Source organism: Pseudomonas sp. 11/12A, from assembly GCF_000800055.1.
GTDB classification, from domain to species: Bacteria; Pseudomonadota; Gammaproteobacteria; order Pseudomonadales; family Pseudomonadaceae; genus Aquipseudomonas; species Aquipseudomonas mohnii.
The window spans coordinates 1536559-1562917 of sequence record NZ_JUGV01000001.1 but is presented as its reverse complement, the minus strand read 5'-3'; the positions used below and the strand labels follow the sequence as shown (position 1 = coordinate 1562917).

At 59.3% G+C, this 26359-nt stretch carries 30 protein-coding genes and 1 pseudogene; 17 read left to right on the top strand and 14 right to left on the bottom strand.

Translation table 11 applies throughout. The annotated features are described in order from the left end of the window. Window positions 1-52 precede the first annotated feature (52 nt). Genes GQ39_RS07170 through gnd form a run of 3 tightly spaced genes read right to left on the bottom strand, consistent with a single transcriptional unit; the run spans window position 53 to window position 3395 of the window. Window positions 53-874 carry a Cof-type HAD-IIB family hydrolase gene (locus GQ39_RS07170; protein WP_047528541.1) on the bottom strand — a complete coding sequence of 274 codons (822 nt, stop codon included), beginning with the start codon at window positions 872-874 and terminating at the stop codon, window positions 53-55. Further along, window positions 871-2394 (bottom strand): glucose-6-phosphate dehydrogenase, encoded by a 1524-nt coding sequence (gene zwf / locus GQ39_RS07165; RefSeq protein ID WP_047528539.1) that lies wholly within the window; start codon window positions 2392-2394, stop codon window positions 871-873. Before zwf ends, GQ39_RS07170 begins: the two co-directional genes overlap by 4 nt. Continuing rightward, complete coding sequence (gnd, locus tag GQ39_RS07160) at window positions 2391-3395, bottom strand: phosphogluconate dehydrogenase (NAD(+)-dependent, decarboxylating) (RefSeq protein WP_330218079.1); 1005 nt, start codon at window positions 3393-3395, stop codon at window positions 2391-2393. Before gnd ends, zwf begins: the two co-directional genes overlap by 4 nt. 248 nt (window positions 3396-3643) lie before the next feature. Here gnd and GQ39_RS32975 point away from each other — a divergent pair, with 248 nt between their 5' ends. From GQ39_RS32975 to GQ39_RS07150, 3 genes are all read left to right on the top strand, one after another. After that, entirely contained in the window at window positions 3644-3820 is a 177-nt protein-coding gene (locus tag GQ39_RS32975; RefSeq protein ID WP_167361822.1) for a DUF6026 family protein, read from the top strand. Between the two features lie 201 nt (window positions 3821-4021). Beyond that, window positions 4022-5758: a phosphoethanolamine transferase CptA gene (locus tag GQ39_RS07155; protein WP_047528536.1), complete on the top strand. Its 1737-nt coding sequence runs from the start codon at window positions 4022-4024 to the stop codon at window positions 5756-5758. A gap of 268 nt (window positions 5759-6026) precedes the next feature. Then, complete coding sequence (locus GQ39_RS07150) at window positions 6027-6242, top strand: hypothetical protein (RefSeq protein ID WP_047528535.1); 216 nt, start codon at window positions 6027-6029, stop codon at window positions 6240-6242. A gap of 94 nt (window positions 6243-6336) precedes the next feature. On the opposite strand, the gene GQ39_RS07145 is transcribed toward GQ39_RS07150, so the two are convergent. The 3 genes from GQ39_RS07145 to zapE all read right to left on the bottom strand — a co-directional run bounded on the left by GQ39_RS07145 (window position 6337) and on the right by zapE (window position 8643). Further along, window positions 6337-6828, bottom strand: coding sequence for a GNAT family N-acetyltransferase (locus GQ39_RS07145; protein WP_047528534.1), 492 nt, complete (start codon window positions 6826-6828; stop codon window positions 6337-6339). A gap of 96 nt (window positions 6829-6924) precedes the next feature. Beyond that, complete coding sequence (locus GQ39_RS07140; RefSeq protein WP_047528532.1) at window positions 6925-7506, bottom strand: DinB family protein; 582 nt, start codon at window positions 7504-7506, stop codon at window positions 6925-6927. A gap of 18 nt (window positions 7507-7524) precedes the next feature. After that, window positions 7525-8643 (bottom strand): cell division protein ZapE, encoded by a 1119-nt coding sequence (gene zapE, locus GQ39_RS07135; protein WP_047528531.1) that lies wholly within the window; start codon window positions 8641-8643, stop codon window positions 7525-7527. A 155-nt stretch (window positions 8644-8798) separates the two neighbouring features. On the opposite strand from zapE, the gene GQ39_RS07130 reads away from it, so the two are divergent. Then, window positions 8799-9851 (top strand): aldo/keto reductase, encoded by a 1053-nt coding sequence (locus tag GQ39_RS07130; protein WP_047528529.1) that lies wholly within the window; start codon window positions 8799-8801, stop codon window positions 9849-9851. 177 nt (window positions 9852-10028) lie between these two features. On the opposite strand, the gene speB is transcribed toward GQ39_RS07130, so the two are convergent. After that, the gene (speB, locus tag GQ39_RS07125) at window positions 10029-10988 is read right to left on the bottom strand and encodes an agmatinase (protein ID WP_047528528.1); all 960 of its coding nucleotides are present in this window, start codon (window positions 10986-10988) and stop codon (window positions 10029-10031) included. A gap of 13 nt (window positions 10989-11001) precedes the next feature. Then, complete coding sequence (locus GQ39_RS07120; protein ID WP_047528527.1) at window positions 11002-12093, bottom strand: polyamine ABC transporter substrate-binding protein; 1092 nt, start codon at window positions 12091-12093, stop codon at window positions 11002-11004. A 101-nt stretch (window positions 12094-12194) separates the two neighbouring features. Here GQ39_RS07120 and GQ39_RS07115 point away from each other — a divergent pair, with 101 nt between their 5' ends. The 4 genes from GQ39_RS07115 to GQ39_RS07100 all read left to right on the top strand — a co-directional run bounded on the left by GQ39_RS07115 (window position 12195) and on the right by GQ39_RS07100 (window position 15873). Next, window positions 12195-13088, top strand: a complete 894-nt coding sequence (locus tag GQ39_RS07115) for a LysR family transcriptional regulator (RefSeq protein WP_047528526.1) — start codon at window positions 12195-12197, stop codon at window positions 13086-13088. Window positions 13089-13294: 206 nt separating this feature from the next. Then, window positions 13295-14767, top strand: coding sequence for a nucleobase:cation symporter-2 family protein (locus GQ39_RS07110; RefSeq protein WP_047528525.1), 1473 nt, complete (start codon window positions 13295-13297; stop codon window positions 14765-14767). Window positions 14768-14826: 59 nt separating this feature from the next. Further along, complete coding sequence (locus tag GQ39_RS07105; RefSeq protein ID WP_047528523.1) at window positions 14827-15300, top strand: LEA type 2 family protein; 474 nt, start codon at window positions 14827-14829, stop codon at window positions 15298-15300. 27 nt (window positions 15301-15327) lie between these two features. Then, a complete protein-coding gene (locus GQ39_RS07100) occupies window positions 15328-15873 on the top strand; it encodes a GNAT family N-acetyltransferase (RefSeq protein WP_047528521.1) in 546 nt (181 codons plus the stop codon). Between the two features lie 147 nt (window positions 15874-16020). Here the strand turns inward: GQ39_RS07100 and GQ39_RS07095 are convergent, their stop codons facing one another. Further along, entirely contained in the window at window positions 16021-16944 is a 924-nt protein-coding gene (locus GQ39_RS07095) for a carbon-nitrogen hydrolase family protein (RefSeq protein ID WP_047528520.1), read from the bottom strand. A gap of 84 nt (window positions 16945-17028) precedes the next feature. Here GQ39_RS07095 and GQ39_RS07090 point away from each other — a divergent pair, with 84 nt between their 5' ends. Continuing rightward, complete coding sequence (locus GQ39_RS07090) at window positions 17029-17937, top strand: LysR family transcriptional regulator (protein ID WP_047528518.1); 909 nt, start codon at window positions 17029-17031, stop codon at window positions 17935-17937. A 3-nt stretch (window positions 17938-17940) separates the two neighbouring features. Here the strand turns inward: GQ39_RS07090 and GQ39_RS07085 are convergent, their stop codons facing one another. Further along, window positions 17941-18195: a hypothetical protein gene (locus GQ39_RS07085; protein ID WP_047528516.1), complete on the bottom strand. Its 255-nt coding sequence runs from the start codon at window positions 18193-18195 to the stop codon at window positions 17941-17943. Window positions 18196-18358: 163 nt separating this feature from the next. Between GQ39_RS07085 and GQ39_RS07080 the strand changes: the two genes are divergently transcribed. Then, window positions 18359-18676 carry a DUF883 family protein gene (locus tag GQ39_RS07080; RefSeq protein WP_047528515.1) on the top strand — a complete coding sequence of 106 codons (318 nt, stop codon included), beginning with the start codon at window positions 18359-18361 and terminating at the stop codon, window positions 18674-18676. A gap of 147 nt (window positions 18677-18823) precedes the next feature. Here GQ39_RS07080 and GQ39_RS07075 read toward each other — a convergent pair whose 3' ends face one another. Together GQ39_RS07075 and GQ39_RS33485 are read right to left on the bottom strand one after the other, a co-directional pair. Next, a complete protein-coding gene (locus GQ39_RS07075; protein WP_047528513.1) occupies window positions 18824-19864 on the bottom strand; it encodes an Ldh family oxidoreductase in 1041 nt (346 codons plus the stop codon). A 107-nt stretch (window positions 19865-19971) separates the two neighbouring features. Beyond that, window positions 19972-20106 carry a hypothetical protein gene (locus GQ39_RS33485; RefSeq protein ID WP_269082043.1) on the bottom strand — a complete coding sequence of 45 codons (135 nt, stop codon included), beginning with the start codon at window positions 20104-20106 and terminating at the stop codon, window positions 19972-19974. Window positions 20107-20336: 230 nt separating this feature from the next. Here GQ39_RS33485 and GQ39_RS07070 point away from each other — a divergent pair, with 230 nt between their 5' ends. Both GQ39_RS07070 and GQ39_RS07065 read left to right on the top strand, forming a co-directional pair. After that, window positions 20337-21341, top strand: a complete 1005-nt coding sequence (locus tag GQ39_RS07070; protein ID WP_047528511.1) for a FecR family protein — start codon at window positions 20337-20339, stop codon at window positions 21339-21341. 247 nt (window positions 21342-21588) lie between these two features. Beyond that, window positions 21589-21960 carry a fe2+ zn2+ uptake regulation protein gene (locus tag GQ39_RS07065; RefSeq protein WP_047528510.1) on the top strand — a complete coding sequence of 124 codons (372 nt, stop codon included), beginning with the start codon at window positions 21589-21591 and terminating at the stop codon, window positions 21958-21960. A gap of 20 nt (window positions 21961-21980) precedes the next feature. On the opposite strand, the gene GQ39_RS07060 is transcribed toward GQ39_RS07065, so the two are convergent. Beyond that, entirely contained in the window at window positions 21981-22169 is a 189-nt protein-coding gene (locus GQ39_RS07060; protein ID WP_047528508.1) for a hypothetical protein, read from the bottom strand. A gap of 169 nt (window positions 22170-22338) precedes the next feature. On the opposite strand from GQ39_RS07060, the gene GQ39_RS32970 reads away from it, so the two are divergent. From GQ39_RS32970 to GQ39_RS07045, 4 genes and pseudogenes are all read left to right on the top strand, one after another. Beyond that, window positions 22339-22479, top strand: a complete 141-nt coding sequence (locus GQ39_RS32970) for a hypothetical protein (protein WP_167361821.1) — start codon at window positions 22339-22341, stop codon at window positions 22477-22479. A gap of 383 nt (window positions 22480-22862) precedes the next feature. Beyond that, window positions 22863-23309, top strand: coding sequence for a DUF411 domain-containing protein (locus tag GQ39_RS07055; protein WP_047528507.1), 447 nt, complete (start codon window positions 22863-22865; stop codon window positions 23307-23309). After that, window positions 23309-23743 carry a YqaA family protein gene (locus tag GQ39_RS07050; RefSeq protein ID WP_047538517.1) on the top strand — a complete coding sequence of 145 codons (435 nt, stop codon included), beginning with the start codon at window positions 23309-23311 and terminating at the stop codon, window positions 23741-23743. The genes GQ39_RS07055 and GQ39_RS07050 overlap by 1 nt, the downstream gene beginning before the upstream one ends. 83 nt (window positions 23744-23826) lie before the next feature. Then, window positions 23827-24579 (top strand): annotated as a pseudogene (locus GQ39_RS07045) (alpha/beta fold hydrolase); the annotation flags it as partial. Window positions 24580-24671: 92 nt separating this feature from the next. On the opposite strand, the gene GQ39_RS07040 reads toward GQ39_RS07045, so the two are convergent. Next, window positions 24672-24968 carry a hypothetical protein gene (locus GQ39_RS07040; protein ID WP_047528505.1) on the bottom strand — a complete coding sequence of 99 codons (297 nt, stop codon included), beginning with the start codon at window positions 24966-24968 and terminating at the stop codon, window positions 24672-24674. Between the two features lie 690 nt (window positions 24969-25658). Here GQ39_RS07040 and GQ39_RS07035 point away from each other — a divergent pair. After that, window positions 25659-26216 (top strand): hypothetical protein, encoded by a 558-nt coding sequence (locus GQ39_RS07035; RefSeq protein ID WP_047528503.1) that lies wholly within the window; start codon window positions 25659-25661, stop codon window positions 26214-26216. Window positions 26217-26359 lie beyond the last annotated feature (143 nt).

Sequence of the window (26359 nt, the reverse complement as noted above, 5' to 3'; positions counted from 1 at the left end):
CTGAAGGACATACCGCCGTCTCGAGCAGGCTCCCACGATGGGGTGTGCGTGGTTATCGAGGGAGGATATACCGCTCAATCGCCAGAGCCGCACCGTCCTCGGTATTGGCGCCCGTCACCACATCGGCCTGGAGTCTGACTTCTTCCTCGGCCTGCCCCATGGCGATCGACAGACCGGCGCGATGGAACATGGCCGGATCATTACCGCCATCGCCCATGGCCGCCGTCTGTTGCAGCGGTACACCGAGAAACCCGGCCAATGTCGCCAGGGCGTCACCCTTGTTGGCACGCATCGCGGTCACGTCCAGATACACCGGCTGCGAACGCGAAACCTGGGCCTGCCCTTCCACCAGCGGTAACAATCGCGCCTCCAGCTCAACCAGCAACTCGGCGTTGCTGCTGGCGGCGACGATCTTGTCGATGCGAGCAAGAAACGGCTCGAAACTATCGACGCTCACCGGTGGGTATCCCAACCCGTACTGCTCTCGCGGCACCATGGGGCCGCTTGGATCTTTCACCAGCCAGTCGCCACCACTGAACACCCACACCTCGATATCCGGCTGATCGGCAAACAATGCCAGGGCGATCAGCGCCGCCGTGGCAGGCAAGTAATGCGCGACCAGCAAACTGCCATCCGGATTGACGATCGTGCCGCCATTGAAGGCCGCCGTCGGCAAGTCGACGCCCAAGGCCTCAATCGCCTGCAACATGGCTTTGGGGGGCCGGCCGGTGGCGAGACTGAACAGCACCCCGGCCTCACGCAACGCGCGTACCGCGTCGATGGTGCGCTGACTGAGGCTGTGATCGGGCAGCAGCAACGTGCCGTCCATGTCACTGAGCAAGAACCGGATGGGATGTTGCGCAACCTCACTCATCCGAGACCATGCCAGACGCGACCGTCGCGAGCCAGCAACTCTTCGGCGGCCTGCGGCCCGTTTTCACCCGCGGCATAGCTCTGTACCGCTGAATCCTGCTGCCAGGCGTCCAGGAACGGTTGTACGGCCCGCCAGCCGTTCTCGATATTGTCGGCGCGCTGGAACAGCGTCTGATCGCCGGTCAGGCAGTCATAGATCAACGTTTCGTAGCCGGTGGACGGCTGCATTTCAAAGAAATCCTTGTAGGCGAAGCCCAGTTCTATGTTTTCCATCTTGAGTGCCTGGCCAGGCCGTTTGGCCAGCAGATCGAACCACATGCCTTCATTGGGCTGAATCTGGATCCGCAGATAGGTCGGTGCAAGCTCTTCGACCTCGGTATCACGGAACTGCGCATAGGGCGCAGGCTTGAAGCAGATGACGATTTCGGTGTCGCGCACGCTCATGCGCTTGCCGGTGCGCAGGTAAAACGGCACGCCGACCCAGCGCCAATTGTCGATCATGACCTTCAGGGCCACATAGGTTTCGGTGTTGCTGTCCGGCGCGACCTTGTCTTCCTGGCGATACCCCGGCAGTGGTTTGCCGTCGACTTCGCCGGCGGTGTATTGACCGCGTACCGAATTGATCCGCGCGTCTTCGACCGACCAGGGGCGGATCGCGCCGACCACCTTGGCTTTCTCGCCACGCACCGCATCGGCGCCAAAGGCCGCCGGAGGCTCCATGGCCACCATCGCCAGCAACTGGAACAGGTGATTGGGCACCATGTCCCGCAGAGCGCCGGTGTGCTCATAAAAACTGCCACGGGTTTCCACGCCGACGGTTTCGGCGGCAGTGATCTGCACGTGGTCGATGTAATGGTTGTTCCAGAATGCTTCGAACAGGCTGTTGGAAAACCGGCTGACCAGAATGTTCTGCACGGTTTCCTTGCCCAGATAGTGATCGATCCGGTAGATCTGCTTTTCCGTCATGACCTTGAGCAGGCATGCGTTCAAGGCTTCGGCGGTTTGCAGATCGGAACCGAAAGGCTTTTCGATCACCACCCGCCTGAAGGATTCCGGGCTTTCCTCCAGCAAGCCGGACGCGCCGAGACGACGCGCCACCTCACTGAAAAAACGCGGCGCGGTGGCCAGGTAGAACACCGCATTGCCGGTGCCACTGGCGGCGATTTTTGCCCCCAGCGCTTGATAAGTGCTGTCGTCCAGGAAATCCCCCTGGACGAAGCTGATGCCCTTGGCGAGTTTGGCCCACACCTGCGGGTCAAGGGCCTGATCGCCCTTGCCGACTTTGGTGGCCGCCTCGTTGCGAATGAAGTCTTCGAGTTTGTTCGCGAAGCCTTCATCGCTGATGGCGTTGTGGTCAACGCCGATGATCCGCAGTCCATCCCCGAGTAACCCGTCGCGCATGAGGTTATACAGCGCCGGCATCAGCAGGCGCTTGACCAGGTCGCCATGGGCGCCGAACAGAAACAGCGTGGTCGGTGGCGCGGGTTCCGTCTTGGATTTTCTGCGGATCACATGGGTCATTTTTTAGGTGTCTCCACATGACCGCCAAAGCCGAAGCGCTGGGCCGAGAGAATTTTGTCGCCAAAGGTGCCTTGCCCACGGGAACGGTAGCGCGAGAACAGCGAATTCGACAGTACTGGAACCGGTACCGCTTGCTCCATGGCCGCTTCGATGGTCCAGCGGCCTTCACCGCTGTCCGCCACAGAACCAGAGTAGCCATCGAGTTTCGGGTCGCTGGCCAGAGCGTCGGCGGTCAGGTCGAGCAGCCAGGACGACACCACGCTGCCACGACGCCAGACTTCGGCAATGTCGGCGACGTTCAAGTCGAAACGCTGGTCTTCCGGCAGGTTGGTGCTGGCCTTGGTCTTGAGAATGTCGAAACCTTCGGCGAAGGCCTGCATCATTCCGTACTCGATACCGTTGTGAATCATCTTGACGAAATGCCCGGCACCCGCCGGACCGGCATGGATGTAGCCGTGCTCGGCACGGTTATCATCGGATTGGCGGTCTCTGGTGCGCGGAATGTCGCCCATGCCCGGTGCCAGGCTTCGGAACAGCGGATCGAGGCGCTCAACGGTCTCGGCATCGCCACCGATCATCATGCAGTAGCCGCGCTCCAGGCCCCACACGCCGCCGGAAGTGCCGACATCGATGTAATGCAGGCCTTTTTCCGAGAGGGTTTTCGCGCGACGGATATCGTCCTTATAGAAGGTGTTGCCGCCGTCGATGATGGTATCGCCAGCTTCGAGCAGGCTGCTCAGGGTGTCGATGGTGTCTTCGGTCGGCGCGCCTGCCGGCAGCATGACCCAGACCGCTCGTGGTTTGGCCAGGCCAGCGACCAGGGTTGGCAAATCGGCAACCCCGGTGGCGCCCTCTTCGCTCAACGCGTCGACGAAGGCGGTATTGCGGTCGTACACAACGGTGGTGTGCCCGTTGAGCATCAGGCGCCGCGCAATATTCCCGCCCATGCGGCCCAGTCCAATAATCCCGAGTTGCATGTGCTGATGCTCCCTACTACAAATAAAAGTGTGTCAAAGGTTATAGCCCAAACGCGACTAATGAAGCTTAGTCCAGAGCGTCGGGATGAAGTTTCCGGGCATTGTGCCCGATCCAGACTGATAACGTCGGGAATCGTGCCGAAGACACAACGACCGCAAAAAATAAAAAAGTTCCCTTCGGGAGCGAAAGAAATCAAAATCGGCGCCGATAGTAGATCAGCCGCTGATGTGGGCGGATCTACAGTTGAGACACGCCATTTGCGAGGTGAGCAATGGGCACAGTACACACCGCACTGCCAGCACAAACCCTTTATGTCACTGTCCGTCGCGATGAATTGCGCCAGTTGAAAGACGAACGCGATCAGTTGAAACACGAGTTGGCGCAATTGCGCTTGCTGCTCCAGGGTCAACAGCCCTTGCCCGTGATTCAGGGCGCCCCCCACGCCTGACGCCCTCGCTCGAATCGGAAGCAGCACTGCACTGCTTCCGATGCATGGTAGCCCTTAGCCATTGATGGCAACTCACGAATTTTTCACATTTGCTTGGTAATACTTTGCGCCCTTTAAACGTCGTGGCCACCTCTTGCGTGCGCCTCCCGTCTGTCGCCCGCCCCTCTGACTGACGGTGATGAACTCTGGCTGGAGCGTTGAATGTTTAGGTTTAAGCGCAGCGATGTGGCTGCGAAAGGTTTCGATTGGACCGCCCTTCTCTGGATGTTTCTGTTCTTCTGGTATTTCTCCGGCATCACCCAACTGCTGATCCAGTTGACGGGCACCTCGGGCTTCTCCGGGTTCCGCCAAGCGTTTTTCATGAGTGCCCTCTGGCTTGCGCCAATGCTGCTGTTCCCGAAAAAAACACGCGTCATGGCTGCGGTGATCGGCGTGGTGTTGTGGGCCTGCTCCATGGCGAGCCTGGGTTACTTCTTCATCTATCAGCAGGAATTTTCCCAAAGCGTCATCTTCATCATGTTCGAGTCGAACGTGTCTGAAGCCGGCGAGTACATGACCCAGTACTTCGCCTGGTGGATGGTGCTCGCATTCCTCGCGCATACCGCGTTTGCCTATTTCCTCTGGACGCGCCTGCGCCCCGTGTACCTGCCCCGTGGCAAGGCATTGGTGGCCGCGACCGCCATTCTGGTGGCAGTGGTCGGTTATCCCCTGATGAAACAGACGGTGCGGGCAGGCAGTTTCGCGCAAGGATTCGACAAATTCGAAAGTCGCATCGAACCTGCTGTGCCGTGGCAGATGGCCGTGGCCTATCACCGTTACCGGGAAACCCTGGCCGGCATGCAGGACATGCTCAAAAGCGCCAGCACGATCCCGCCGCTGCACAATCTCAAGGACGCGATGGCCAACCAGCCCGCGACCCTGGTACTGATCATCGGTGAGTCCACCAACCGTCAACGCATGAGCCTGTACGGCTATCCGCGGGAAACCACGCCGGAACTGGACAAGCTCAAGGATCAACTGGCAGTTTTCGACAACGTCATCACACCGCGCCCGTACACGATCGAGGCGCTGCAACAGGTGCTGACCTTTGCCGACGAAGAAAACCCGGACTTGTACCTGTCGACACCATCGCTGGTCAGCATGATGAAACAGGCGGGCTACAAAACCTTCTGGATCACCAACCAGCAGACCATGACCAAGCGCAACACCATGCTCACGACCTTCTCCGAGCAGGCCGACGAGCAGGTGTACCTGAACAACAACCGCAACCAGAATGCCGCCCAATACGATGGCGACGTGATCGAGCCATTCAACAAGGCCCTGGCCGACGCGGCACCGCGCAAGTTGATTGTGGTGCACTTGCTGGGCACGCACATGAGCTACCAGTACCGTTATCCTGCGTCCTTCGACAAGTTCAAGGACCGTAACGGCGTACCGTCGGGCGTGCGCGACGATCAGGTGCCCACTTACAACAGCTATGACAACGCAGTGCTGTACAACGACTTCGTGGTGTCGAGCCTGATCAAGGATTACGCCAAGTCTGATCCGAACGGCTTCCTGCTGTACCTCTCCGATCATGGTGAAGACGTTTTCGATTCCGTTGGCCATGGCACGCTGGGGCGCAACGAAAACAAGCCGACAGCACCGATGTACACCATTCCGTTCATGGCATGGGCCTCGCCGAAATGGCGCGAAACCCATGACTGGAGTTTTGCCGGCGATCTGGGACGCCCTTACAGCAGCTCGCAACTGATCCACACCTGGGCCGACCTGGCCGGTCTGAGTTTCGATGAACTGGATCGGAGCAAGAGCCTGGTCAGCGACAGCTTCAAGCCACGGCCCTTGCTGATCGGCAATCCGTACGAGCGCCAACAGCGTCCATTGATCGACTTCAGCCTGATGAAACCCAAGGCAGCGTCTGCCGTCGTTCAGCAGTAAACCTTTTCAGGGGCCGGTTCCGGCCCCTTTTTCTTGGGCGCGCGCAAGGCCGAGCTGGCCAAGGCGTACCACCTGCCCGGCAATTGGCGGGCACTGACGGGCCGGCCCCCGATAAATCGACGGCACTCAGCCTGGACTGGAAACTGGACTTGAAATTCCAGATCTCGCCAATTCCCTTTTAATGGAATCGGCGGATAATCGGGATTCGACTACGATTCATTGATTCATGGACGAATGGCATCCGACAGCTATTAGTGGGAGGCACACCATGAAACGTATTACGTTGACCCTCGCCGTCCTGATGACACTTGGCTCCACCTGCGCCTTTGCCGAAGGCGGAGCCGAACGCATGCGGTACTACTACGAAACCCTGCGATACAACCAACAACTGGCGTTGGGCAACGCCACGCAAAGTCAGACGACGCCGATGCGGGTTCCGGACGATCAAACCGCGCAGGTGACCGAGTCCTACAGACCGAAATGATTGTTACACCTCTGACTGTCCTGCTCTTCAGTCAGAGTCGATCATTGGGCGTCCTGATGGGCGCCCCTTTTTTGCCATGATCTGAGCACCTTGATCAAAGCGCCTTGATCCAGAACATCATGCGCCCGTGCGCCGGATCGAACTCGCCCGGGGCAAAGCCGAACTTGCCATACGACGCCTGGGCCACCGCATTGCCCTCCAGCACCTCCAGGGTGATTTTGCAGCAGCCACGCTGGCGGGCGATCTCCTCGACCTTCTGCAACATCCGCTGGCTCAGTCCCAATCCGCGAAACTTCGGCACCACCGCCACATCGTGAATATTGACCAACGGCCGACAGGCAAAGGTCGAGAAACCTTCGAAGCAGTTGACCAGCCCGGCCGGCTCGCCGCCGACAAAGGCCAGCACGCTGAAGGCATGGGGACGCTTGGCCAGCTCGCCCGGCAGGTGTTCCAGCACACTGGCAGGCAAGGAGTGACCGCCCCCCATCGGGTCTTCAGCATAACTGTTCAACACCAGACAAATCGCTTCGGCATGCACCGGATTGGTATAGCTGGCTTGCAGTACTAGTATTTCCACGGAATCCATTTCCATCCTCGTTTGCAGTAGCCCCAGCGCGTTGTTCGCGCTGGAAGGCCGGGTGAAGATATCGTGGGCGCCGCTGCAAATCAAAGGATCGCAGGCTCAACGCCCCCAAATCAAAGCCTCGGTCCAGCCCAATTCGGCAAAATCCCCGGCCCGCAGATGCGATTCGCCGACACAGAAAAACTCATCCAGCTGGGGCGGCTTGACTGAAGTAGCGCTGAGCATCCCGTGGACCTGACCGCGATGGTGAGTCTGGTGCTCGAACAGGTGCGACAACAGGCGCAGGCGACTCTCGTACTGTGGCGTGTCCCGGGCGATGGTCACGGTCCTGCTCAGGTCCGCATCGCGCATTTGCTCGCAGTAGGCGATCAAGCGTCGATCGACATGGGATTGCTCACGCCTGAGGTCGGCGGCCAGGGGGTGCGGCTCGTCGTCCTTGAAAAAAACGTAGCAATCGGGGTGCGGCTCATCGCCGCGCAACTCGCGCTCTAGAGCATCTACATAAAACCAGTCACAGGTCAGGATATGGTTGAGGGTTGCGCGGAGACTGGGAAAGAAACTGGTGCGCGGCGCCGCCAGCTCATCCTGGCTCAACTGGCACCAGGCCTTGGCCAGTCGATGGTTGGCCCAGGCGTTCTGGTAGGCCATGGTCAGCAAATGGTGTGACAGCGGTTGATTCATCTTCACGCCTCCGTGTTGTCACGCCTCGGCGAAGCGTTGCAGCTGCATCTCCTGCAGGCGACTGAGGGTGCGGCGGAACGGGAACTCCAGATAGCCCTGGGTGTAGAGCGAGTCCATGGGCACCTGCGCTTCGAGGTACAGCGGCACCTTGCGGTCGTAGCACTCGTCCACCAGGGCGATGAACCGGCGCACGCCATCATCATGCACCGACAACTGCGGCAACTCGCGATCGCCGGCCACCACTCGCTCGACCCCATCCTCAGTGCCACGGGCTATGCGCCCTTCGCGTTTTTGAGCGCTGAGATTGGGTACATCGCTCAACAGAATAGCGCTGTAGGTGTCACACAGGGCCATGAAATCCATGGCGGAAAACGGCTGTTCACAGAGGTCGGCGTAACGACACCAGACGACGCCCCGGCTGGCCTGGACCACATTGAGCGAGCGGTAGCCAACCTGAATCGGAGCGTTGGAAACCGCCTGACCGACGGTCAACGCCTTGAACACATCGCCAAGGGCACTCGATTGTCCGGGCGTGGCCACCCAATAACGCTGCAAGCCCTGCCCCGGATGCAGGCGATGGTCTTCCCCGCCATCCACCGCAATCACCTGCATGTGCTGCTTGATCGCCGCAATGGCGGGCAGGAAACGGCCGCGATTGAAGCCGTCGGCGTACAACTGGTCGGGCGGCAGGTTGGAGGTGCAGACCACCACCACGCCCTGCTCGAACATGACCTGAAACAAACGCCCGAGAATGATGGCGTCACCGATGTCATTGACGAACAGTTCGTCGAAGCACAGCACCCGCACCTCGTCGGCCAGCTCCCGAGCCAGTGCCTTCAAGGGGTCGGCAGTGCCGGTCAGTTGAAACGAACGCTGATGCACCCAGCCCATGAAGTGGTGGAAGTGCTGGCGCCGGGCTGGCACCCGCAGGTGTTGGTAAAACTGGTCCATTAACCAGGTTTTACCCCGCCCGACCGGGCCCCAGAGGTACACGCCCATGATCGGCGCCCGACCTTCATGCAAGGCTTCGTGGCACTTTTGCAACGCCCAGACGGCACGTTCCTGGGCTTCGTCCTGGACGAAACCCTTTTGTTCTATGGCGTGTTGCCAGGCGCTGAGGGGGGAGTCGACATTCATGCGCGGCAGTATGCCACTCGTCAGCGTTGTCTTCACTGAAATGTCTCAGAGGATTCTGCATCGGGGAAAAGCACCTTGACGAAATATATGATACGAATCATATTTAATAAATGTTGACTGACATTTAATAATTGCATCCCTCAGGAGTCTTCCTAATGCATTACAACGTCTTCGGTCGTAAAACAGGCTTGCGGGTATCCGAGCTGGCGTTGGGTGCCGGCAATTTCGGCACCGGTTGGGGCCATGGCGCCGAGCGCGATGAAGCCAAGGGCATTTTCGATGGCTACCTGGAGGCTGGCGGCAATTTCATCGACACCGCCAACGGCTACCAGGCCGGGCAGTCGGAAGCCATGCTCAGCGAATTCATTGCTGCGGAACGCGACCATCTGGTCGTCGCCAGCAAATACACCCTGGGCACGACCCCGGCCGCAGGCATCGCCCACACCGGCAACAACCGCAAGAACATGGTGCGCGCCGTCGAAGAGAGCCTGAAACGGCTGAAAACCGACCACCTTGACCTGTTCTGGGCGCACATGAGTGACGGCATCACGCCCATGGAAGAGATCCTGCGCGGCTTCGACGATCTGGTACGGGCCGGCAAGATCCATTACGCCGGGCTGTCGAATTTCCCGGCATGGCGCATCGCCCGCGCCGACCTGCTGGCTGAAGTGCGCGGGTTCTCGCCCATTGCGGCGATTCAGGTCGAATACAGCCTGGCCGAACGCACGGCGGAGCGCGAGCAACTGCCCATGGCCGAAGCGCTTGGGCTGGCAGCTACCCTGTGGTCACCGCTGGGCGGCGGGTTTCTCACCGGCAAATACCGCACCAACGACGGTGACAACCGCGCCGCGAAACTCGGCATGCTGATTCACGCCGAAAAAAGTCAACGTGAAACCGCCCTGCTCGATGCCTTACTGGCCATCGCCTCGGAACTGGGAGCCAGCCCGACTCACGTGGCCATCGCCTGGCTCATGGAAAAGGCCAAGCGCTCAACCACGGCGCTGATCCCGATCCTGGGCTCGCGTACCCGCGCCCAACTGGATGCAACTTTGGATGCATTGAATGTACAGCTAAATGCCGAGCATCTGGTGCGACTCGACGAAGTCAGCGATGTGCCGAAGGGCGTGCCCCACGAAACCCTCGCGGGCTCGGCATCGCGGTTCAGCGGGGGCAAGATCCTGGCCCCCGCCATAATCCCCGTGGCCTGACACACCGCCATCGCGAGCAAGCTCGCTCCCACTGGTTTTTCGGTCGTTCGCCCATTCCGGCTACACCTACCAACCCTGTGGGAGCGTGGCTTGTCGGGTCGCCGCATCGCAGCGATGGCGTCAGCACCTTCAACCGCTATGTCGCCTGACGCACCGCTCCCCAGTCCCGGGGCGCGTTCAGCGGTCGACCTTGTGCCTGGCCGCGTACAAGCACAGCATTTCCATGGCCAGGGTCGCGGCCGCCAGCGAAGTGATGTCGGCGCTGTCATAGGCCGGCGCTACTTCCACCACGTCCATGCCCACCAGGTTGATCCCGCGCAAGCCGCCGAGAATCTCCAGCGCCTGCACCGTACTCAAACCGCCACACACCGGCGTTCCGGTGCCCGGAGCGAAGGCCGGGTCGAGGCAGTCGATGTCGAACGTCAGGTACACCGGGTGGTCGCCGACCCGCGAGCGGATGGCTTCGACGATCGCGTCCACGCCACGCCGATGCACTTGCCGTGCATCCAGCACTTCAAAGCCCTGGTGATCGTCGTTGGTGGTGCGCAAGCCGATCTGCACCGACCGCGAAGGATCGACCAGCCCCTCCTTGGCGGCGTGCCAGAACATGGTGCCATGGTCGATGCGCTTGCCCTCCTCGTCCGGCCAGGTGTCGCTATGGGCGTCGAAGTGAATCAGCGACAGCGCGCCGTGCTTGCGGGCATGGGCCTTGAGCAGCGGATAGGTAATGAAATGATCGCCGCCGAAGGTCAGCATCGCACTGCCGGCATTGAGGATGTGTTCGGCATGGGCTTCGATGCATTCCGGCGTCGACTGCGGCGATCCGTAATCGAAGTCGCAATCGCCAAAGTCAACCACCGCCAGATGATCGAACGGGTCGAAGGTCCACGGCCAGTGGCGTTCCCAGGCGATCCCGGTAGACGCGGCACGGATGCCCCGTGGTCCGAAGCGGGCTCCGGGGCGGTTACTGGTGGCCGTGTCGAACGGCACACCACTGACCGCGACGTCGACACCGCGTAAATCGCGACTGTAGCGACGACGCATGAAACTGGTGATACCGGCGTAAGTACTTTCGGCGGCAGTGCCGTAAAGGCTGTCACGGGTGATGGCTTGGTCGTTCTGTGCTGGGACGTCCATTGAAGGTTCCTTGTTATTGGCGGCTACGGAAAGCGGTCCACATACGAGTGCGCTGACGCATGTCCTTGAGGCTCATGCTGCGGTCGGCGTACAGGCGGTCACGAATGTCGGCGGGCGGATAGATGTCCGGATCGGTGCGCACCGCCTCATCCACCAGCGGCGTGGCCGCCTGGTTGGCCGTGGCGAAGAACAGCGTGTTGGTCAATGAGGCGACGGACTCGGGGCGCAACATGAACTCGATGAACTGGCGGGCGGCTTCGGGGTGTGGTGCATCCTTGGGGATCGCCAGGTTGTCTTGCCAGACGAGGGTGCCTTCCTTGGGAATCCGGTAAGCGATTTCGTACGGCTTGTTGGCCTTGCGCGCCTGATCCGCGGCCATGCTGGCATCGCCGTTGTAAGCCAGTGCCAGGCAGATGCTGCCGTTGGCCAGGTCGTTGATCTGCCGCCCGCTGGCGACGTACAACACCGATGGCTGCAATTGATGCAACAACGCCTGCGCCGCATCCAGCTCATTCTTGTCGGTGCTGTAGGGGTCTTTGCCCAGGTAGTGCAAGGCCAGGCCGATCACTTCCTGCGGCGAATCAATGATCGCGACGCCACAGTCCTTGAGCTGGCTGGCGTATTCCGGTTTGAAGAGCAGATCCAGGCTGTTGAGCGGCACGTTCGGCAGGCGCTTGCGCACGGCTTCGACATTCATTCCCAGCCCTAGGGTGCCCCAGGTGTAGGGCACGCCATATTGATTGCCGGGATCGACCGCGGCGAGTTTCTCCAACAGGTCCGGATCAAGATTCGCGTAGCCCTTGAGGCCTTCATGGGGAATCGCTTTCAGCGCGCCCGCCGCCAGACCACGCGCCAGTACGCTGGACGACGGCACGACCACGTCATAGCCGCTGCCACCGGTGAGCAACTTGGTTTCGAGCACTTCCGGTGCATCGAAGGTGTCGTAGCGCACATGAATGCCGGTTTCCTGCTCGAAACGTTGCAAGGTTTCGGGGGCAACGTAATCGGCCCAGCTGTAGAGATTGACGACTTTGTCTTCAGCCTGGACCGAGGCGGCCACGGCCAGGAGCAACGCGGGTAAACACAGCTTGAACTTGGGAGCCATGACGAACACCTGTCAAGAGGAAGTGACTGCAGGATGCGTCGTCGGATACATTGGTAAAATATCAAGTTTATTAACCTGACATTATCCAGGAGTAATGTTTAATGCTCGGTCAACTCCACGATCTGGACCTGCAACTGCTGCGCCTTTTCGTCAGCGTGGTGGATTGCGGCGGCTTCAGCGCGGCCCAGGGCGAACTGGGCTTGAGCCAGTCAAGCATCAGCCAGCAAATGGCCAGGCTGGAGACCCGGCTCGGCTATCGCCTGTGCAGTCGTGGCAAGGGCGGATTCAAGATCACCCCCAAGGGCGAACAGTTGCTCTCGGCCACCAAGGCTTTGTTCGAATCCATCGAAGCGTTCCGCCATCAATCCAACGGCGTGGCCGGAAGATTGATCGGCGAGGTGCGCCTGGGCCTGTCCGAAGCGCTGGATCAATCGGTCCTGCAACACGTGGCCGGCGCGATCCGGCGTTTCCGTGAGCGAGACGAATCGGTGCGCATCGAGTTGATCAGCGCGATGCCCGGCGAAATGGAGCGCTTGTTGCTGCAACAGCGACTGGACCTGGCCATCGGCTACTTCTCCCAGGCACAAAGCGCTTTCGACTACCGCGAGCTTTTCAGCGAAACCCAACACCTGTATTGCGCCCCCGGTCATCCGCTGTTCGACAACGACGCGCCGGATGATCAGGCATTACAGGCCTGCGACCGGGTCGATCACCCCTACCGCTTCCTGCGCAGCGACGAACCGTTCCAGGGCACATTGTGTTCGGCGCGCTCGGAGCAGGTCGAAGGCACCCTCGCCTTCATCCTGTCCGGCAAGCATGTCGGGTATCTGCCCAGCCACTTCGCCCGAAGCTGGGAAGACAAAGGCTTGCTGCGGGTCGTCCGCCGTGAAGGCATGAGCTTCGATGTAGCGTTTCACCTGGCCCGCCATCGCGCCCTGGTCCCGGGGGATGCGCAGAAGGCGTTCGAAGAGGATTTGCTCGCCGCGTTCGCCTGAAATCCAGCGAATGCCCCTGTGGGCGAGCTTGCTCGCGATGACGGCGTGTCATGCATCATTTACGTTGGTTGACTCACCGCTATCGCGAGCAGGCTCGCCCACAGGTTGTGCGGGGTTTCGGGGGCTTTGCTCGCCACAAAAGGGGCTTTCTGGCATCCTGCGCCTCCATTTTCTGACCCGGCCCGCCTCTTGGCTTGCACACCCCCATGACTGCTTCTGAAAAACCGCCTGCCCCGCGCCACAACGACCTGATCTATGGCCTCAACGATCGCCCGCATCTGACCGCCACCGTCTTCGCCGCCCTGCAACATGTGCTCGCCAGTTTCGTCGGCATCATCACCCCGACGCTGATCATGGGCAGCGCCCTGGGCCTGCAAAGCGAAATCCCTTACCTGATCAGCATGGCCCTGTTCGTCTCGGGCCTGGGCACCTTCGTTCAGGCGCGGCGATTCGGGCCGGTAGGTTCCGGCCTGCTGTGCCTGCAAGGCACCAGTTTTTCGTTCATCAGCGTCATCCTCAGCGCCGGCTTCATGGTCAAGGCCCGAGGGGGCGGCACCGATGAAATTCTCTCGACGATTTTCGGCGTGTGCTTTTTCGCCGCGTTCATCGAAGTGGTGTTGAGCCAGTTCATCGGCAAACTGCGCATGCTGATCACCCCGGTGGTGACCGGCACGATCATCACGCTCATGGGGCTGTCGCTGATCAAGGTCGCCATGACCGACATCGCCGGCGGTTTCGGCGCCAGCGACCTGGGTGCAGCCAGCCACCTGGGCCTGGCCGCGCTGGTGCTCGGGACGATCGTGGTGCTGAACCGGGTTGATGTGCCGTTCCTGCGTCTTGGCGCCATTGTCATTGGCCTGACCCTGGGCTACGGGGTCGCCTGGCTGTTGGGCCACGTCGACTTCGCCAGCCTGCCCGCCGTGCCGCTGATGAGCGTGCCGGTGCCGTTCAAATACGGGTTTTCGTTCGATTGGGTGGCGTTCGTGCCGGTGGCGGTGATTTTCCTGGTGTCGCCACTGGAAGCGGCGGGTGATCTGACGGCCAACTCGATGATTTCCCGGCAGCCGGTCAAAGGCCCGGTGTATATCCGCCGCATCAAGTCCGGGCTGTTGGCCGACGGCCTCAACTCGGCCATGGCGGCGGTGTTCAACAGCATGCCGATGGTGACCTTCGCGCAGAACAACGGCGTGATTCAGCTCACCGGCGTGGCCAGCCGTTACGTGGCGTTTTTCATTGCCGGCCTGTTGGTGCTGCTGGGGTTGTTCCCGATGATCGGCGCGGTGCTGCAACTGATGCCCAAACCGGTGCTCGGCGGCGCCGAGCTGGTGATGTTCGGCACGGTGGCGGTGGCCGGCATCAAGATCCTCGCTGAAGCCGGACTGCACCGGCGCAACATGCTGATCGTGGCGATTTCCCTGGGCATGGGCCTCGGCGTGGCGGCAGTGCCACAAGTCCTGCGTGAACTGCCCCAGGCCCTGCACAACATTTTCGAGTCGCCCATCACCGTCGGCGCGCTGTGCGCTATCGTTCTGAATATCTTCCTGCCTGAAGAGTTCATCGAGCTGGAAGAGGACGAGTTCGACCCCGAGGCCTCGGTACTGCAAGTGATGCAGAATCCCGATGTCCCGCCCCGGGGTGAACCCCAAACGCCTGCGGGTGTCGCACAGTTGAACCGCTAGATCGCGCTCAAGGGCTGAGTCGCTGGTGGTTCAGCCCTTTTCTCCACGAGAGCACGTCAATGCGCAGTGTCCAAGCGGTCCTTCTTTCCCTCCTGATGCTCTGCCTGAGCGCCTGTAGCTCGTTCCCCAACAGCGATCCGCTGAACGTCAACGTCGTCGGCATCCAGCCGCTGCAAGGCCAGGATATGGAAGTCCGGTTCGCCGTGAAGATCCGCGTGCAGAACCCCAATGGCACCAACGTCAACTACAACGGCGTGGCACTGGACCTGGAAATCAACGGCCAACCCTTCGCCTCCGGGGTCAGCGATCAGTCCGGTTCAATTTCGCGCTATTCCGAGACCGTGTTGACCGTGCCGGTCAGCGTGTCGGCCTTCTCGGTGCTGCGGCAGACCATTGGGTTGAGCCAGGTACAAACCCTGAACAATCTCCCCTACGTCCTGCGCGGCAAGTTGGCCGGTGGCCTGTTCGGCACCACGCGTTTCGTGGACAGTGGCAAACTCAGCCTGCCGGGGCCGATGACCGGCAGCCGGTAAGCACGATTTCAAGGAGCGATAAAGAACATGGAAGCCACCCCCACGCTTTCCACAGAGCGCCTGATTCTGCGTCCGCTGGAACTGGCCGATGCCGAAGCCATCCAGCAACAATTCCCGCACTGGGAAGTGGTGCGCTACCTGAACGTCTTGGTGCCATGGCCCTATCCCGCCGATGGAGCGTTCATTTACTTGCGAAACATCGCCCTGCCGGCAATCGCCCGGGGCGAGGAATGGCATTGGTCGATCCGTTTGAAGTCGGCCCCCGGGCAATTGATCGGCAATATCAGCCTGATGAATGAACAGGACAACAACCGCGGATTCTGGCTTGGACCGCGATGGCAAGGTCAGGGACTAATGACGGAAGCGACTGAGGCGGTGACCCGGTACTGGTTTGAAACCCTGGGTCGTGACGTGTTGCGCGTGCCCAAAGCGGCGCCGAATATTGCTTCGCGCAAACTTTCCGAGCGTACCGGCATGCGCCTCATCCACACCGAGGTGGGCGATTTTGTGGGTGGACGATTTCCGAAAGATGTCTGGGAAATCACCCGCACCGAGTGGCTCGAGCAACGCTGACTCATCATTTCCTCGGCGAATGAACACCGACACTTGTAACGCCGCCACTCAAATGTAGGAGCGAGCTTGCTTGCGATAGCGTTGGAACAGTCAACAAACGTGTTGGATGCGCCTCCGTGATCGCGAGCAAGCTCGCTCCTGCAGGTGTCATGCGCTGAATTTCACACCGGGCTTGGCCCGTTCATCCACCGTCAACTCGAACACATCCGGTCGCGCATAGTGCCCCACCACGTCATAGTCGTAACGGGCGCGGATCAGATCATCGGTGTCGATTTCAGCCGTGAGCAAACCTGGCCCGTCACGTAACGGGCCGGCCAGAATGTCGCCCATGGGTCCTACGATCACGCTGCCACCGGCAATCAGCGGTCGCTGCGCCGGCCAGTTGGCGATGTCGACGCCCAGGGCTTGCGGCGAATCCTGGACCTGACAGGCGCTGACCACAAAGCAGCGGCCCTCATGGGCAATATGGCGCATGCTGACCTGCCACATCTCCCGTTCGTCCACGGTCGGCGCGCACCATACTTCAATGCCTTTGGCGTACATCGCGGTTCGCAGCAACGGCATCATGTTTTCCCAGCACACCACCGCCCCAATCCGCCCGACCTGGCTGTCGATCACCGGCAGGGTCGAACCATCGCCCTTACCCCAGATCAGACGCTCGGTGCCGGTGGGCATCAGTTTGCGGTGCTTGGCGACCAACCCGGCCTGCGGGTCGAAGTACAGCGCGGTGCAGTACAAGGTGCTGCCGGCACGCTCAATCACGCCAATGACCAGGTTGGCGCCCGTGCGCGCCGACAACCCGGCCAGCGCGTCCGTTTCCACACCGGGTACATCAATGGCGTTGGCGAAATAGCGGGCGAAGGCTTCGCGGCCCTCCGGCAGTCTGTAGCCCAATTGCGTGCCAAAGCCCTCACCTTTCGGATAACCGCCCAGCAAGGCTTCGGGCATCACCACCAGCGCAGCGGCAGATTCGATGATTGCGTTTTCATACGACAGGATCTGTTCCAGGGTTTCGCCCTTGCCACCGGGCAAGGCGCCAATTTGCAGGGCGGCAACAATTGATTTGGGCATCGCGGTCACTCCATTCACATCAGGTGTTGCTGATTCTCCGGCCTCACGCAATCATGAATAAAGCCCCATTCACTGCTGAATGATATGAATAAAATGAATATCACCGACGTCGACCTCAACTTGCTCAAAGTCTTCGAAGCCCTGCATGAGGAGTCCAGCGCCAGTCGCGCCGCCCTGCGCCTGGGCGTCACGCAATCGGCAGTCAGTGCGGCGTTGCGCCGGCTGCGCGAGGTGTATGGCGATCCGCTTTTCGTGCGCACCGGTCGTGGCCTCGCGCCAACGCTCAAAGCCAATCAATTGAAACCGGTGGTCAGCGATGCGCTGAACAAATGCCGGCAGAGCCTGGCCATGGTCGACCCGACGGCCAACCATTACGACGGGCGCGCCGTGACGGTGGGCATGTCCGATGATTTCGAGATTGCCTACGGCCGACGGTTGATCGAGGAAATTGCCCGCAGCGCAGCAAAACTGCGCCTGATCTTTCGCCAGACCCACAGCCAGATCGTCGCGCAGGCGCTTATGGACCGCAGCATCGATCTGGCGATTACCGCCGGCGGGTTTGCCGAACGCTTGCTCAGTCGTCAGGTGCTGGGTGAAGGAAGCTACCTGTGCCTGGTCGATCCACTCAGCCTGGTCGAGGGCCAGCAGCACATCAGCCTTGAGGAGTTCGTGGCCCGCGAACACATTCTGGTGTCGTCGGGTGGATTCATCGGGATCACCGACGAAGGCCTGGCAGCGGTCGGTTTGAGTCGGCGGGTCTGTGCCTCGACCACGCATTTTGCGGCATTGCCGCATCTGCTCAAGGGCAGTCAGGCGGTGGCGACCATCCCGGCCCACGCTGCCCTAAGCATCGCGGCGCTCACAGGGCTGGCGCTGCTGCCCTGCCCCTTGGCGCTACCGCGCTACCCGATCGAACTGGGCTGGCGTACCAGCACCCAGCTCGATCCGGTGGTGCTGAAAGTGCGTGAAGCGATCGTCGCGAGTTTTGCCTAGGCGTTACTTATTGGCCGCCATCAGGCGATTGACTTCACTGCGCACCATGTTCGAGAACTCCGGCGGCGACATGCCATCCAGTTCGGCGCGGACCCACTCGGCCCATTTGCCTTTGCGTTTGGCGCGCTCGCCAAACAACCGCGCGGCTTCGCCCTTGGCTTTGCCCAGGTTGGTTTGCCAGAGTTCGAACAGACGTGATTTCTCATCTTCAAGCGCAGCGCGCTCGGCAAGGGGTTTGTCGGCCAGATTGAAGCTCATGGGAATTTCCTGCTGCGTAAAATAGGCGACATCTTACACTGTAGGATGAATCGTCCTGCGCCGGATTTTTGCAGGATCAAGTCCGTGGGAAAAGTCGCTGCAACTTTTTCAATCGCGGCGCACTCCATTGTTCACTGTCCACTTACCTGCAAGGAGTCCTTAAATGGCCCGGAAAACCGCCGCACAAGTCGCCGAAGATCAAATCAAGGATCAGGCATTCAGTGAGTTATCGGCGCTGATAGAAGAGTCGGAGAAGCTGCTGAAAAGCAGTGCCTCCCTGGTGGGAGAGGAAGCCGAGACGCTCCGCGGGCAGATTGCCCAGAAACTCCAGCTGGCCCGGGACTCGGTCACCAGTGTGCGTGATCGGGCCAAACCTGCGGTCGACGCCACCGAAACCTACATTGGCGGCCATCCATGGCAAACCGTTGCGGTTTCTGCCGGGTTTGGCCTGGTGGTCGGGTTGCTGCTGGCCCGCCGCTGAATTACGGTCACCCTTGAACCTGTAGGAGCGGCCTTGCTCGCGATGGCGGCGGCACATTCAACATCGATGTGCCTGCTCTACCGCTATCGTTGGAACGCCGCCCGGAGCAAGCTCGCTCCTACATTGATCGGGGGTGTTATTCCAGGATCAAAGCCCCGCCAGTTTCCGCAGATTGGCCAGTGTCTGCTCATCCAGGGCAATACCCGCCGTCGCCGATTTCGCGCGTTGCTGATGACGCCGATCACCCGGCAAGCGCTTCAAACCCACCCCGTGCATCTGCCGCACCAACTCCTGGCTGCGCTCGGCGAAGCTCTGGCCCGCCGCCTTGGAAGGATCGATCACGATCAGCAATTGGCCGGTCCATGGAGTCTTGGCGCCGGGATGGTTGTTCCAGTCGAACTCGAAAGAAAAATTGCCGCCGGTCAGGGCCGCCGCCAACAACTCCACCATCATCGACAGCGCCGAGCCCTTGTGCCCGCCGAACGGCAGCAACGCGCCACCTTCGAGGATCGCCTTCGGATCCTGGGTCGGCTGACCAAGGCTGTCCACGCCCATGCCGGGTGGCAACCGCTCACCCTTGCGCGCGGCAATCTGCACGTCACCATGGGCAATGGCACTGGTGGCCAGGTCAAAGACAATCGGATCACCGTCGGCCCGCGGCGCCGCAAAGGCGATCGGGTTGGTGCCAAACAACGGTCGGTCGGCGCCATGCGGGACGACGCACGTCATGCTGTTGACCACACTGAGCGCTACCAGCCCCTCATAAGCGAACGGCTCGACGTCCGGCCACAACGCGCCGAAATGGTGGGAATTGCGGATCGCCAGTACCGCGATGCCGGCACTGCGGGCTTTTTCCACCAGCAAGGCCCGTGCGGCGGCGAGGGCCGGTTGCGCGAAGCCGTTGTCGGCGTCGACCCGGACAAACCCCGAAGCCACATCCTCGACCACCGGTACGGCCTTGCCGTTTACCCAACCGCTCTGCAGCGTCGAGACGTATCCCGGCATCCGGAACACCCCATGACTGTGCGCGCCGTCGCGCTCGGCGCCCGCGCAGTTTTCAGCCAGCACCCGAGCGACCTCGGCCGAGGTGCCATGACGCTGGAATATCTTCTCAAGCAACGCTGTCAGCTCATCGAGGGACAGGTTTTGCGAGACAACAGTAGACACTTGATCGTGTGGCGCAGACATCTGAAGCTCCAGACTAATTTTTGGAGGGGGCAACAGCGTATATAGACCGCCGATTAACAACGCGGGGCGAGCGACCTGTCAACTTTTAGATAAGGCCGTGGCATCCATCACCCGATCACAATGGCCAGTGCCAGTAGCCGATCGTCCTCGGTGGCACTGTTGAGGCGCTGTTCAAGTTGGCTTTTCAGCGTGACAAGACTGTCGAACTTCTTGATGCCGTCGTAAGGGGTGTAAAGGATCAACCCGTTGTCATCCCGTTGCCCGGCACGTCCGCCCCACAGGCCTGAGTGACACGAACAGGCGCAGCCGCGCGGGGCTGCGCATGATTTTTTGCTGCGATGATGGGCACGGCCTGGCACCGCCAGGTTTCCGTGTCTTGCCGAAAAACAAGCGTCCTTTGATGGGTAATTGCCATGACTGATGTTCTCGCCGACTGGCTCAAGGTTAGAATGCGGGAAATCAGGATGAGTCAATGACCGACAACGCTCTCTCGCCAGCCGAATACGATGCCATCACCGATGCGGCAGCGCACTGGTGCATGCGTTTGCACGCCGATGACTGCACCGCGCAGGAACGTCTGGCGTTCGAGCGGTGGCGAGATGCCCACCCGCTCCATGCGTTCGAGTACCAGGCGATGCTGGAAATCTGGGATGTCGCCGGGGATTTGCCCCGTCCCGAACCTGTCGTCGCACCGATGGTTCAAGCCAAACCCCGGACACCCTGGCGTACCTTAGGCATCGCCGCGTCGGTGTGTGCCCTGGCACTGCCGCTGGCGGCCTACAGCGGTTGGAACCTCGGCTGGTTGCCGAATTCGTACCAGCACTTCGAGGCCACCGATTCTGTTCGTCAGGTCACCCTGCAGGATGGCAGTCAGGTCGAGCTGAACCTGGGCAGCGAGCTGACGTACAGCCACTACAAGGATCAGCGTCGGGTCACCTTGAAAAAAGGCGAAGCTTTCTTCAGCGTCACCCATGACACCACCCACCCGTTCGTGGTCAAGGCCGGCGAAGGCAAGATCCGCGTTACCGGAACCCGATTCAATGTCTGGATGTACGAAGACCAGGTAAAAGTGAACCTGATCGAAGGTTCGGTGCTGGTCAGCAGCCACGATGACGCGTCCGGCGATGGCTTGCGACTCGGCCCTGCGATGCAGGCGAGCTATCAACAGGGTGATCGCGTCCCTCGCATCAGTCAGACTGACGACCACGACAATTCGCTGGCCTGGCGTAGCGGCAAACTGGTCCTCGATGACCTGGCGCTGAGCGATGCGCTGCCATTGATCAACCGCTACCTGAAACAACCGCTGATGATCGCTGATCACGGCACCGGTGCGATCCGTATCGGCGGGGTCTACAACATCAAGGAGCTCGACACCCTGGTGGCGACCCTGCCCAAGGTGCTGCCGGTCTACCTGACCCGCAACAAGGACGGCAACCCGGTCCTCAACTCCACTCCGCAACAATCGCCGAAAAGCTGAAGGCCCCACCCTGCCGGGTGCGGCCCTCGGTTCTGCGTACTGACACGCACAGCGCATCCACTGCGCAACGAAACAAACGACGAAAATCCAGGCCATTGGCGGGTAATGCTGCGGGGCTCACGGGTTGCTGACGCAATGACGACGAAATTTCTACATTCGAGTCTTCATCATTTGCGTGGCTCATACGTCCAGTCAGGTACGAGCGCACACGTGTTTTCCTGATGAGCCTCGCAACAGGAGTTTTGCCATGTACAACTCGCAACTGCCGACGGACGGTAGCCATGCGCCAATCAGCACCGCCATCGGGAGCGATACCTTTGACCCGCCTGCCGAACGCCACGGCAATGAGCGGATCAGGTTACTGCTCAAGAGCTTCGGCCTGCGAACCAGTCTGATTCGCCTGAAAGTCATCGACGCCTTGCTGAGGGCCGCCGAACAAGACCGCAGCCTGGGCGTGCGTGGCGTGCACACTCAATTGCTGGAACTGGATATTCCGCTGTCCTTCCTGAGTGTGCGCGAAGTGCTCAAACGCCTGTGCAGTGAAGGCGTGATTGTCCTCAATCCGGACAAAAGCTACAGCCTGCACCCGAAGGCCGCCGCTGTCCTGCAACAGGCATGATCAAACCCTGGGCCTATTGCTCAGGGTTTGACCTTGCGGCGCATCACGCCATTGATGACCACCACAATCACCGCCACGCCTATGGCGATGTACTGAAACAGCTTTTCGCTGATGACCCCTGTGCTCTGCAAATACGAAAGGCCAAACATGATTCCCAGCACCACCAGGGAAATCAGAATCGAGTATTTCAAACGTTGCGACTGGGTCATTGCCATTTCCTGAATGTAAGCCTGAACCTGAAAAATGTATCCGCTTTGTATCCGAATGCATGCCAAGACCCTACTGTCTTTCGGGGATGAGTGGCTGCAAACGGGGTCTCATGTTACAGCCGATGAAGAGTTTTAGCTTTATCTCGGCGATAACCATGAGGATTTTCAAATGTTGCGTCGAATCACCCTGCTGATTCCCCTGCTGGCTCTATTGTCCCTGAGTGGCTGCATCGTGTTCCCCCACGGTGGCTGGCACGACCATGACCGTCACTACGATCACGGCGGACCGGGTTACTACCAGCGTCGATAACACCCGTCATTCATCAGACGGCGCTTCATTCAGTCAGCGAACTGACAAACAGGTTTTCTTAGTGGAGTCTTGATCCGGAAAAATAATGGCTTGGCCCGTTCGATTGCCTGAGCGGGCCAGCACTGTTTGAATTCAGGCTGTCGTTCGACGTTCTTGCCAGGTCTAAGCGCCGGGTCGCCGCTCTCGACATCAGTTTCAGGCTCTGCATCCCCCTCTACGAGGTACCTGACAGTTTTGTAATGTCCGCCTCATCGGCATGTCAGACGGGATCTGCGAGGCTAGGGCTGAGCAACTCTGTATCAATTCGAAACAATCCTTGAATGCCCGAAAGGATATTTTGGTCAGAATGCCTTCCTTTGCCCGCAAGACGAGACCCATTTTCCATGCGAAACCCTCTGCGTCTGGCTGCCTTGAGCGCCCTGTTGATCTCCTCCCTGGCCCAGGCCGCCGACCTGATCCCTATCGAAGTCCATCGCGACGCCAATTGCGGTTGCTGCAAAAAATGGATCAGCCACCTGGAGGCCAACGGCTTCAAGGTCGAGGACCATGTCGAAAGCAACATGAGCGAATTCAAGCAACAGCACGGCGTGCCACCGCGTCTGGCGTCGTGCCATACCGGCTTGATAAACGGCAAATTCGTCGAAGGTCACGTACCAGCCGATCAGGTATTGGCCCTGAGCAAGCGTGACGATCTCCTGGGTGTTGCCGCGCCCGGCATGCCCATGGGCTCGCCAGGCATGGAGATGGATGGCATGAGCGATGCGTATCAAGTTATCGGCCTGAAAAAGGACGGCACCGATGTGGTGGTGGCGGACTACCCGGCCCATTGATTTTCGGCGCTTACATGGGGCTGTTCCTGGCAGCCTTCGGTGCCGCGACGCTGCTGCCCTTGCAGTCCGAAGCGGTCCTGGTGGGGCTGCTGCTCAGCGACCGGTATGGGCTGTGGTCGCTGCTGGCAGTGGCGACCCTGGGCAATGTCCTCGGCTCCCTGCTGAATTGGTGGCTGGGCCGCGCCATCGAACGTTTTCGCGAGCGGCGCTGGTTTCCGGTCAGTCCTCGACATCTGGAACGGGCCCGTCATCATTACCAGCGTTACGGTCATTGGTCGCTGCTGCTGAGCTGGTTGCCGGTGATCGGCGACCCGCTGACCCTGGTGGCCGGCGTCATGCGTGAGCCATTGGGGCGTTTCCTGCTGATCGTAACGCTCGCCAAGGGCGCCCGTTATGGGGTGCTGGCCCTGATCACCCTGGGCTGGATGGATTGAACCCACCGCGACGGCGATTGCCTGATTAATGTCGCCCTAATCCAGCCGATCCAGCATCGGCGGATTTCCCATGGAGTTCCCCCATGTCACCCACCCTCTCCCGCTGGTTGCCCGGTCTGCTACTGAGCGCTGCGCTGCCGGTCAGCGCTTACGCCGAGGGTCCGGCGTATGGTCCTGAGCTGCAAGGGTTCGACTACCCCTACACGGTCAAGCATTTCGAGTTTGAGTCCCAGGGCCAATCCCTGCAAATGGGCTACATGGATGTCGCCGCCCATGGCAAGGCAAATGGCCGCAGCGTCGTGCTGATGCATGGCAAGAATTTCTGTGGTGCGACCTGGGACACCTCGATCAAAGCCCTGAGTGACGCCGGTTATTGGGTCATTGCCCCGGACCAGATCGGTTTCTGCACCTCCAGCAAACCCGAGCGCTATCAGTACAGCTTCCAGCAACTGGCGAGTAACACCCAGCAACTGCTCAAAGCCCTTGGTATCCAGAAGGCCAGCCTGGCCGGCCACTCCACCGGCGGCATGCTCGCCACCCGCTACGCGCTGCAATACCCCGAACAAGTCGAGCAACTGGCGCTGGTCAACCCCATCGGCCTGGAAGACTGGAAGGCCCTCGGCGTTCCCTGGCGCTCCGTTGACCAATGGTACGAGCGCGAACTCAAGCTCAGCGCCGACGGTATCCGCACCTATGAACGCAACACCTATTACGCCGGGCGCTGGAAGCCCGAGTTCGACCGCTGGGTGGACATGCTGGCCGGCCTGAACAAAGGTCCGGGCCATGCGCAAGTCGCGTGGAATTCGGCGCTGATCTACGACATGATCTTCAGCCAAAATGCGGCAATGCTGGGATGATCGTACAGACCACCTGACAGACCGTCAATTCAGGACATCACCCAAGCCAATGAGACAGAAACTCCTGTTTGCTACTCGAACTTCTTGCCAGTGATCACCAAGGCCGATGGCCCTTCCTTCTTTAGTAAGGCTTCACCTTCTTCAATTGTTAGGCACCGCGTCTTCACTTTTAACTTAGCTGACTCGTCTCCATGTGATCTTGCTTCTTCTAAAAACTCTCTTGTAACCTGTTTATCAATCTTATCAGCAGCCGAGTAGCAACTAACCAGACTGACATACTGCGTATCAATCATCCTCTCTGATTCGCAGTGCTCTGGGCTTCCTAGAACAGCAGCACAAAGGGTAACCGCCAAATGATAAAACGCCATTACACACATCCTCCCTTCTGAGTGATAGCCCAATGTTACCATTCCAAACCGTAACTACCTACATCTAACTCCTAACACCTCTTAACAGCCCTGCCCTATTGGACTGACGCTACAAATTTATAGAAATAAGCTGAATACAAAATGCTTATATTCCTTGACGAAACAGCATTGTGGTGAGATAATAATATAAGGATAACAGCTTAACTAAGCGATGCTCTCGCCCTCCCCAAAATTCCCTCTTGCTGACACTCCAAGTCTTAGCAATCGTACTGACTTATCCTCAGTACATCCGAGCAACTGTGTAAAGTCTTGCATCTTTATACGACCTCCAGTCTTTCCGGCAGACGCTCAAAGCCGGAACATATTCTTGTGTTGTAACTGTCATTTGAAGGTGACACTAAGGCCAGAGCCTGAAAATTCTCTGGCCTTTTTCTTTGCTTCCAAATCGTTAGCGTAAACAGACAGTACACACTCACCCACCTTTAACATTTCCAGCCTAGGAGGCTCTTATGGCCGTAGAAAGACTGTGTCCACAATGCAGCAAAGTACACAAAGTAAAACGAATCACAAAAATGTATTGCTCAGCTCTTTGCAGAGTAAATGCAGCCAATGCCAAGAAGCGCCAACTGCTGATGCTACCAGAACAACCCCAACCAGATACACCAACTCAATAACACAGGAGACTCACAAATGACAAACAACACACTGAAAACCGTAAACCCTGAAGAACTTCAATTCCTGATTGACTGTGAACTGGCAGCTTACGCCATCCGCCTCACAGGCCATGATGTTGATTACACAGCAACCCCAGACACCAGAGGCAACTTCCCCCGAAAACTCTTCCTAGGTGCAATTGAACAGATTGTGGAGCGCTCCCTGATCGGTGCTGTGGGTGTTCTACAACAACGCCTTGACCAGGGATACAAGCTGTTCTTGAGTAACGCTCTCTCTCCTGAAGTAACTTCTGTAGGTGCTGGCATCTTGTATGTAGAGAAACCTGAGGCTATTCAAGCTGAAGACATTAAGAACATCGGCAATCAAATCACTGCCAAATATAACGCCGAGATCGAAGCTCACAATCAAAAAGTGATGGCAGAACAAGCCGTCGCTGAGAAACTGGCACTTGAAAAAGAGGTGGCACGTCGCCTGGCAATCAAACAGGAAGAAGAACGCCAAGCAATGCTTGCAGTTGTAATGGCTGAACTATTTGCTGAATCTGCTACCAAGCCGGCCAAGAAAACCCGTTAACACAAGGGGAGTAACCCCCTTTATTACAACCCGCTTTTCAATACAAAAACTCTTCGCCTACAAGGCCATCCAACTTATGGAGATACCACCGTGCAAGGATTTAAACAATGAGACTGCTTTACAGAATAATTGAAAGACAAGAG

Excerpts from the sequence above, each read along its gene's own strand:
- GQ39_RS07035 (WP_047528503.1), top strand. The coding sequence starts at position 25,659 with ATGACAAACAACACACTGAAAACCGTAAACCCTGAAGAACTTCAATTC.
- GQ39_RS07145 (WP_047528534.1), bottom strand. The coding sequence starts at position 6,828 with ATGGATTCCGTGGAAATACTAGTACTGCAAGCCAGCTATACCAATCCG.
- GQ39_RS32970 (WP_167361821.1), top strand. The coding sequence starts at position 22,339 with ATGTTGCGTCGAATCACCCTGCTGATTCCCCTGCTGGCTCTATTGTCC.
- GQ39_RS07130 (WP_047528529.1), top strand. The coding sequence starts at position 8,799 with ATGCATTACAACGTCTTCGGTCGTAAAACAGGCTTGCGGGTATCCGAG.
- GQ39_RS07080 (WP_047528515.1), top strand. The coding sequence starts at position 18,359 with ATGGCCCGGAAAACCGCCGCACAAGTCGCCGAAGATCAAATCAAGGAT.
- GQ39_RS07115 (WP_047528526.1), top strand. The coding sequence starts at position 12,195 with ATGCTCGGTCAACTCCACGATCTGGACCTGCAACTGCTGCGCCTTTTC.
- GQ39_RS07075 (WP_047528513.1), bottom strand. The coding sequence starts at position 19,864 with ATGTCTGCGCCACACGATCAAGTGTCTACTGTTGTCTCGCAAAACCTG.
- GQ39_RS07040 (WP_047528505.1), bottom strand. The coding sequence starts at position 24,968 with ATGGCGTTTTATCATTTGGCGGTTACCCTTTGTGCTGCTGTTCTAGGA.
- GQ39_RS07140 (WP_047528532.1), bottom strand. The coding sequence starts at position 7,506 with ATGAATCAACCGCTGTCACACCATTTGCTGACCATGGCCTACCAGAAC.
- GQ39_RS07085 (WP_047528516.1), bottom strand. The coding sequence starts at position 18,195 with ATGAGCTTCAATCTGGCCGACAAACCCCTTGCCGAGCGCGCTGCGCTT.
- GQ39_RS07110 (WP_047528525.1), top strand. The coding sequence starts at position 13,295 with ATGACTGCTTCTGAAAAACCGCCTGCCCCGCGCCACAACGACCTGATC.
- GQ39_RS07170 (WP_047528541.1), bottom strand. The coding sequence starts at position 874 with ATGAGTGAGGTTGCGCAACATCCCATCCGGTTCTTGCTCAGTGACATG.
- GQ39_RS07090 (WP_047528518.1), top strand. The coding sequence starts at position 17,029 with ATGAATAAAATGAATATCACCGACGTCGACCTCAACTTGCTCAAAGTC.
- GQ39_RS07065 (WP_047528510.1), top strand. The coding sequence starts at position 21,589 with ATGTACAACTCGCAACTGCCGACGGACGGTAGCCATGCGCCAATCAGC.
- GQ39_RS07100 (WP_047528521.1), top strand. The coding sequence starts at position 15,328 with ATGGAAGCCACCCCCACGCTTTCCACAGAGCGCCTGATTCTGCGTCCG.
- zwf (WP_047528539.1), bottom strand. The coding sequence starts at position 2,394 with ATGACCCATGTGATCCGCAGAAAATCCAAGACGGAACCCGCGCCACCG.
- GQ39_RS07055 (WP_047528507.1), top strand. The coding sequence starts at position 22,863 with ATGCGAAACCCTCTGCGTCTGGCTGCCTTGAGCGCCCTGTTGATCTCC.
- GQ39_RS07150 (WP_047528535.1), top strand. The coding sequence starts at position 6,027 with ATGAAACGTATTACGTTGACCCTCGCCGTCCTGATGACACTTGGCTCC.
- GQ39_RS07095 (WP_047528520.1), bottom strand. The coding sequence starts at position 16,944 with ATGCCCAAATCAATTGTTGCCGCCCTGCAAATTGGCGCCTTGCCCGGT.
- GQ39_RS32975 (WP_167361822.1), top strand. The coding sequence starts at position 3,644 with ATGGGCACAGTACACACCGCACTGCCAGCACAAACCCTTTATGTCACT.
- zapE (WP_047528531.1), bottom strand. The coding sequence starts at position 8,643 with ATGAATGTCGACTCCCCCCTCAGCGCCTGGCAACACGCCATAGAACAA.
- speB (WP_047528528.1), bottom strand. The coding sequence starts at position 10,988 with ATGGACGTCCCAGCACAGAACGACCAAGCCATCACCCGTGACAGCCTT.
- GQ39_RS07105 (WP_047528523.1), top strand. The coding sequence starts at position 14,827 with ATGCGCAGTGTCCAAGCGGTCCTTCTTTCCCTCCTGATGCTCTGCCTG.
- GQ39_RS07060 (WP_047528508.1), bottom strand. The coding sequence starts at position 22,169 with ATGACCCAGTCGCAACGTTTGAAATACTCGATTCTGATTTCCCTGGTG.
- GQ39_RS07155 (WP_047528536.1), top strand. The coding sequence starts at position 4,022 with ATGTTTAGGTTTAAGCGCAGCGATGTGGCTGCGAAAGGTTTCGATTGG.
- GQ39_RS07120 (WP_047528527.1), bottom strand. The coding sequence starts at position 12,093 with ATGGCTCCCAAGTTCAAGCTGTGTTTACCCGCGTTGCTCCTGGCCGTG.
- GQ39_RS07070 (WP_047528511.1), top strand. The coding sequence starts at position 20,337 with ATGACCGACAACGCTCTCTCGCCAGCCGAATACGATGCCATCACCGAT.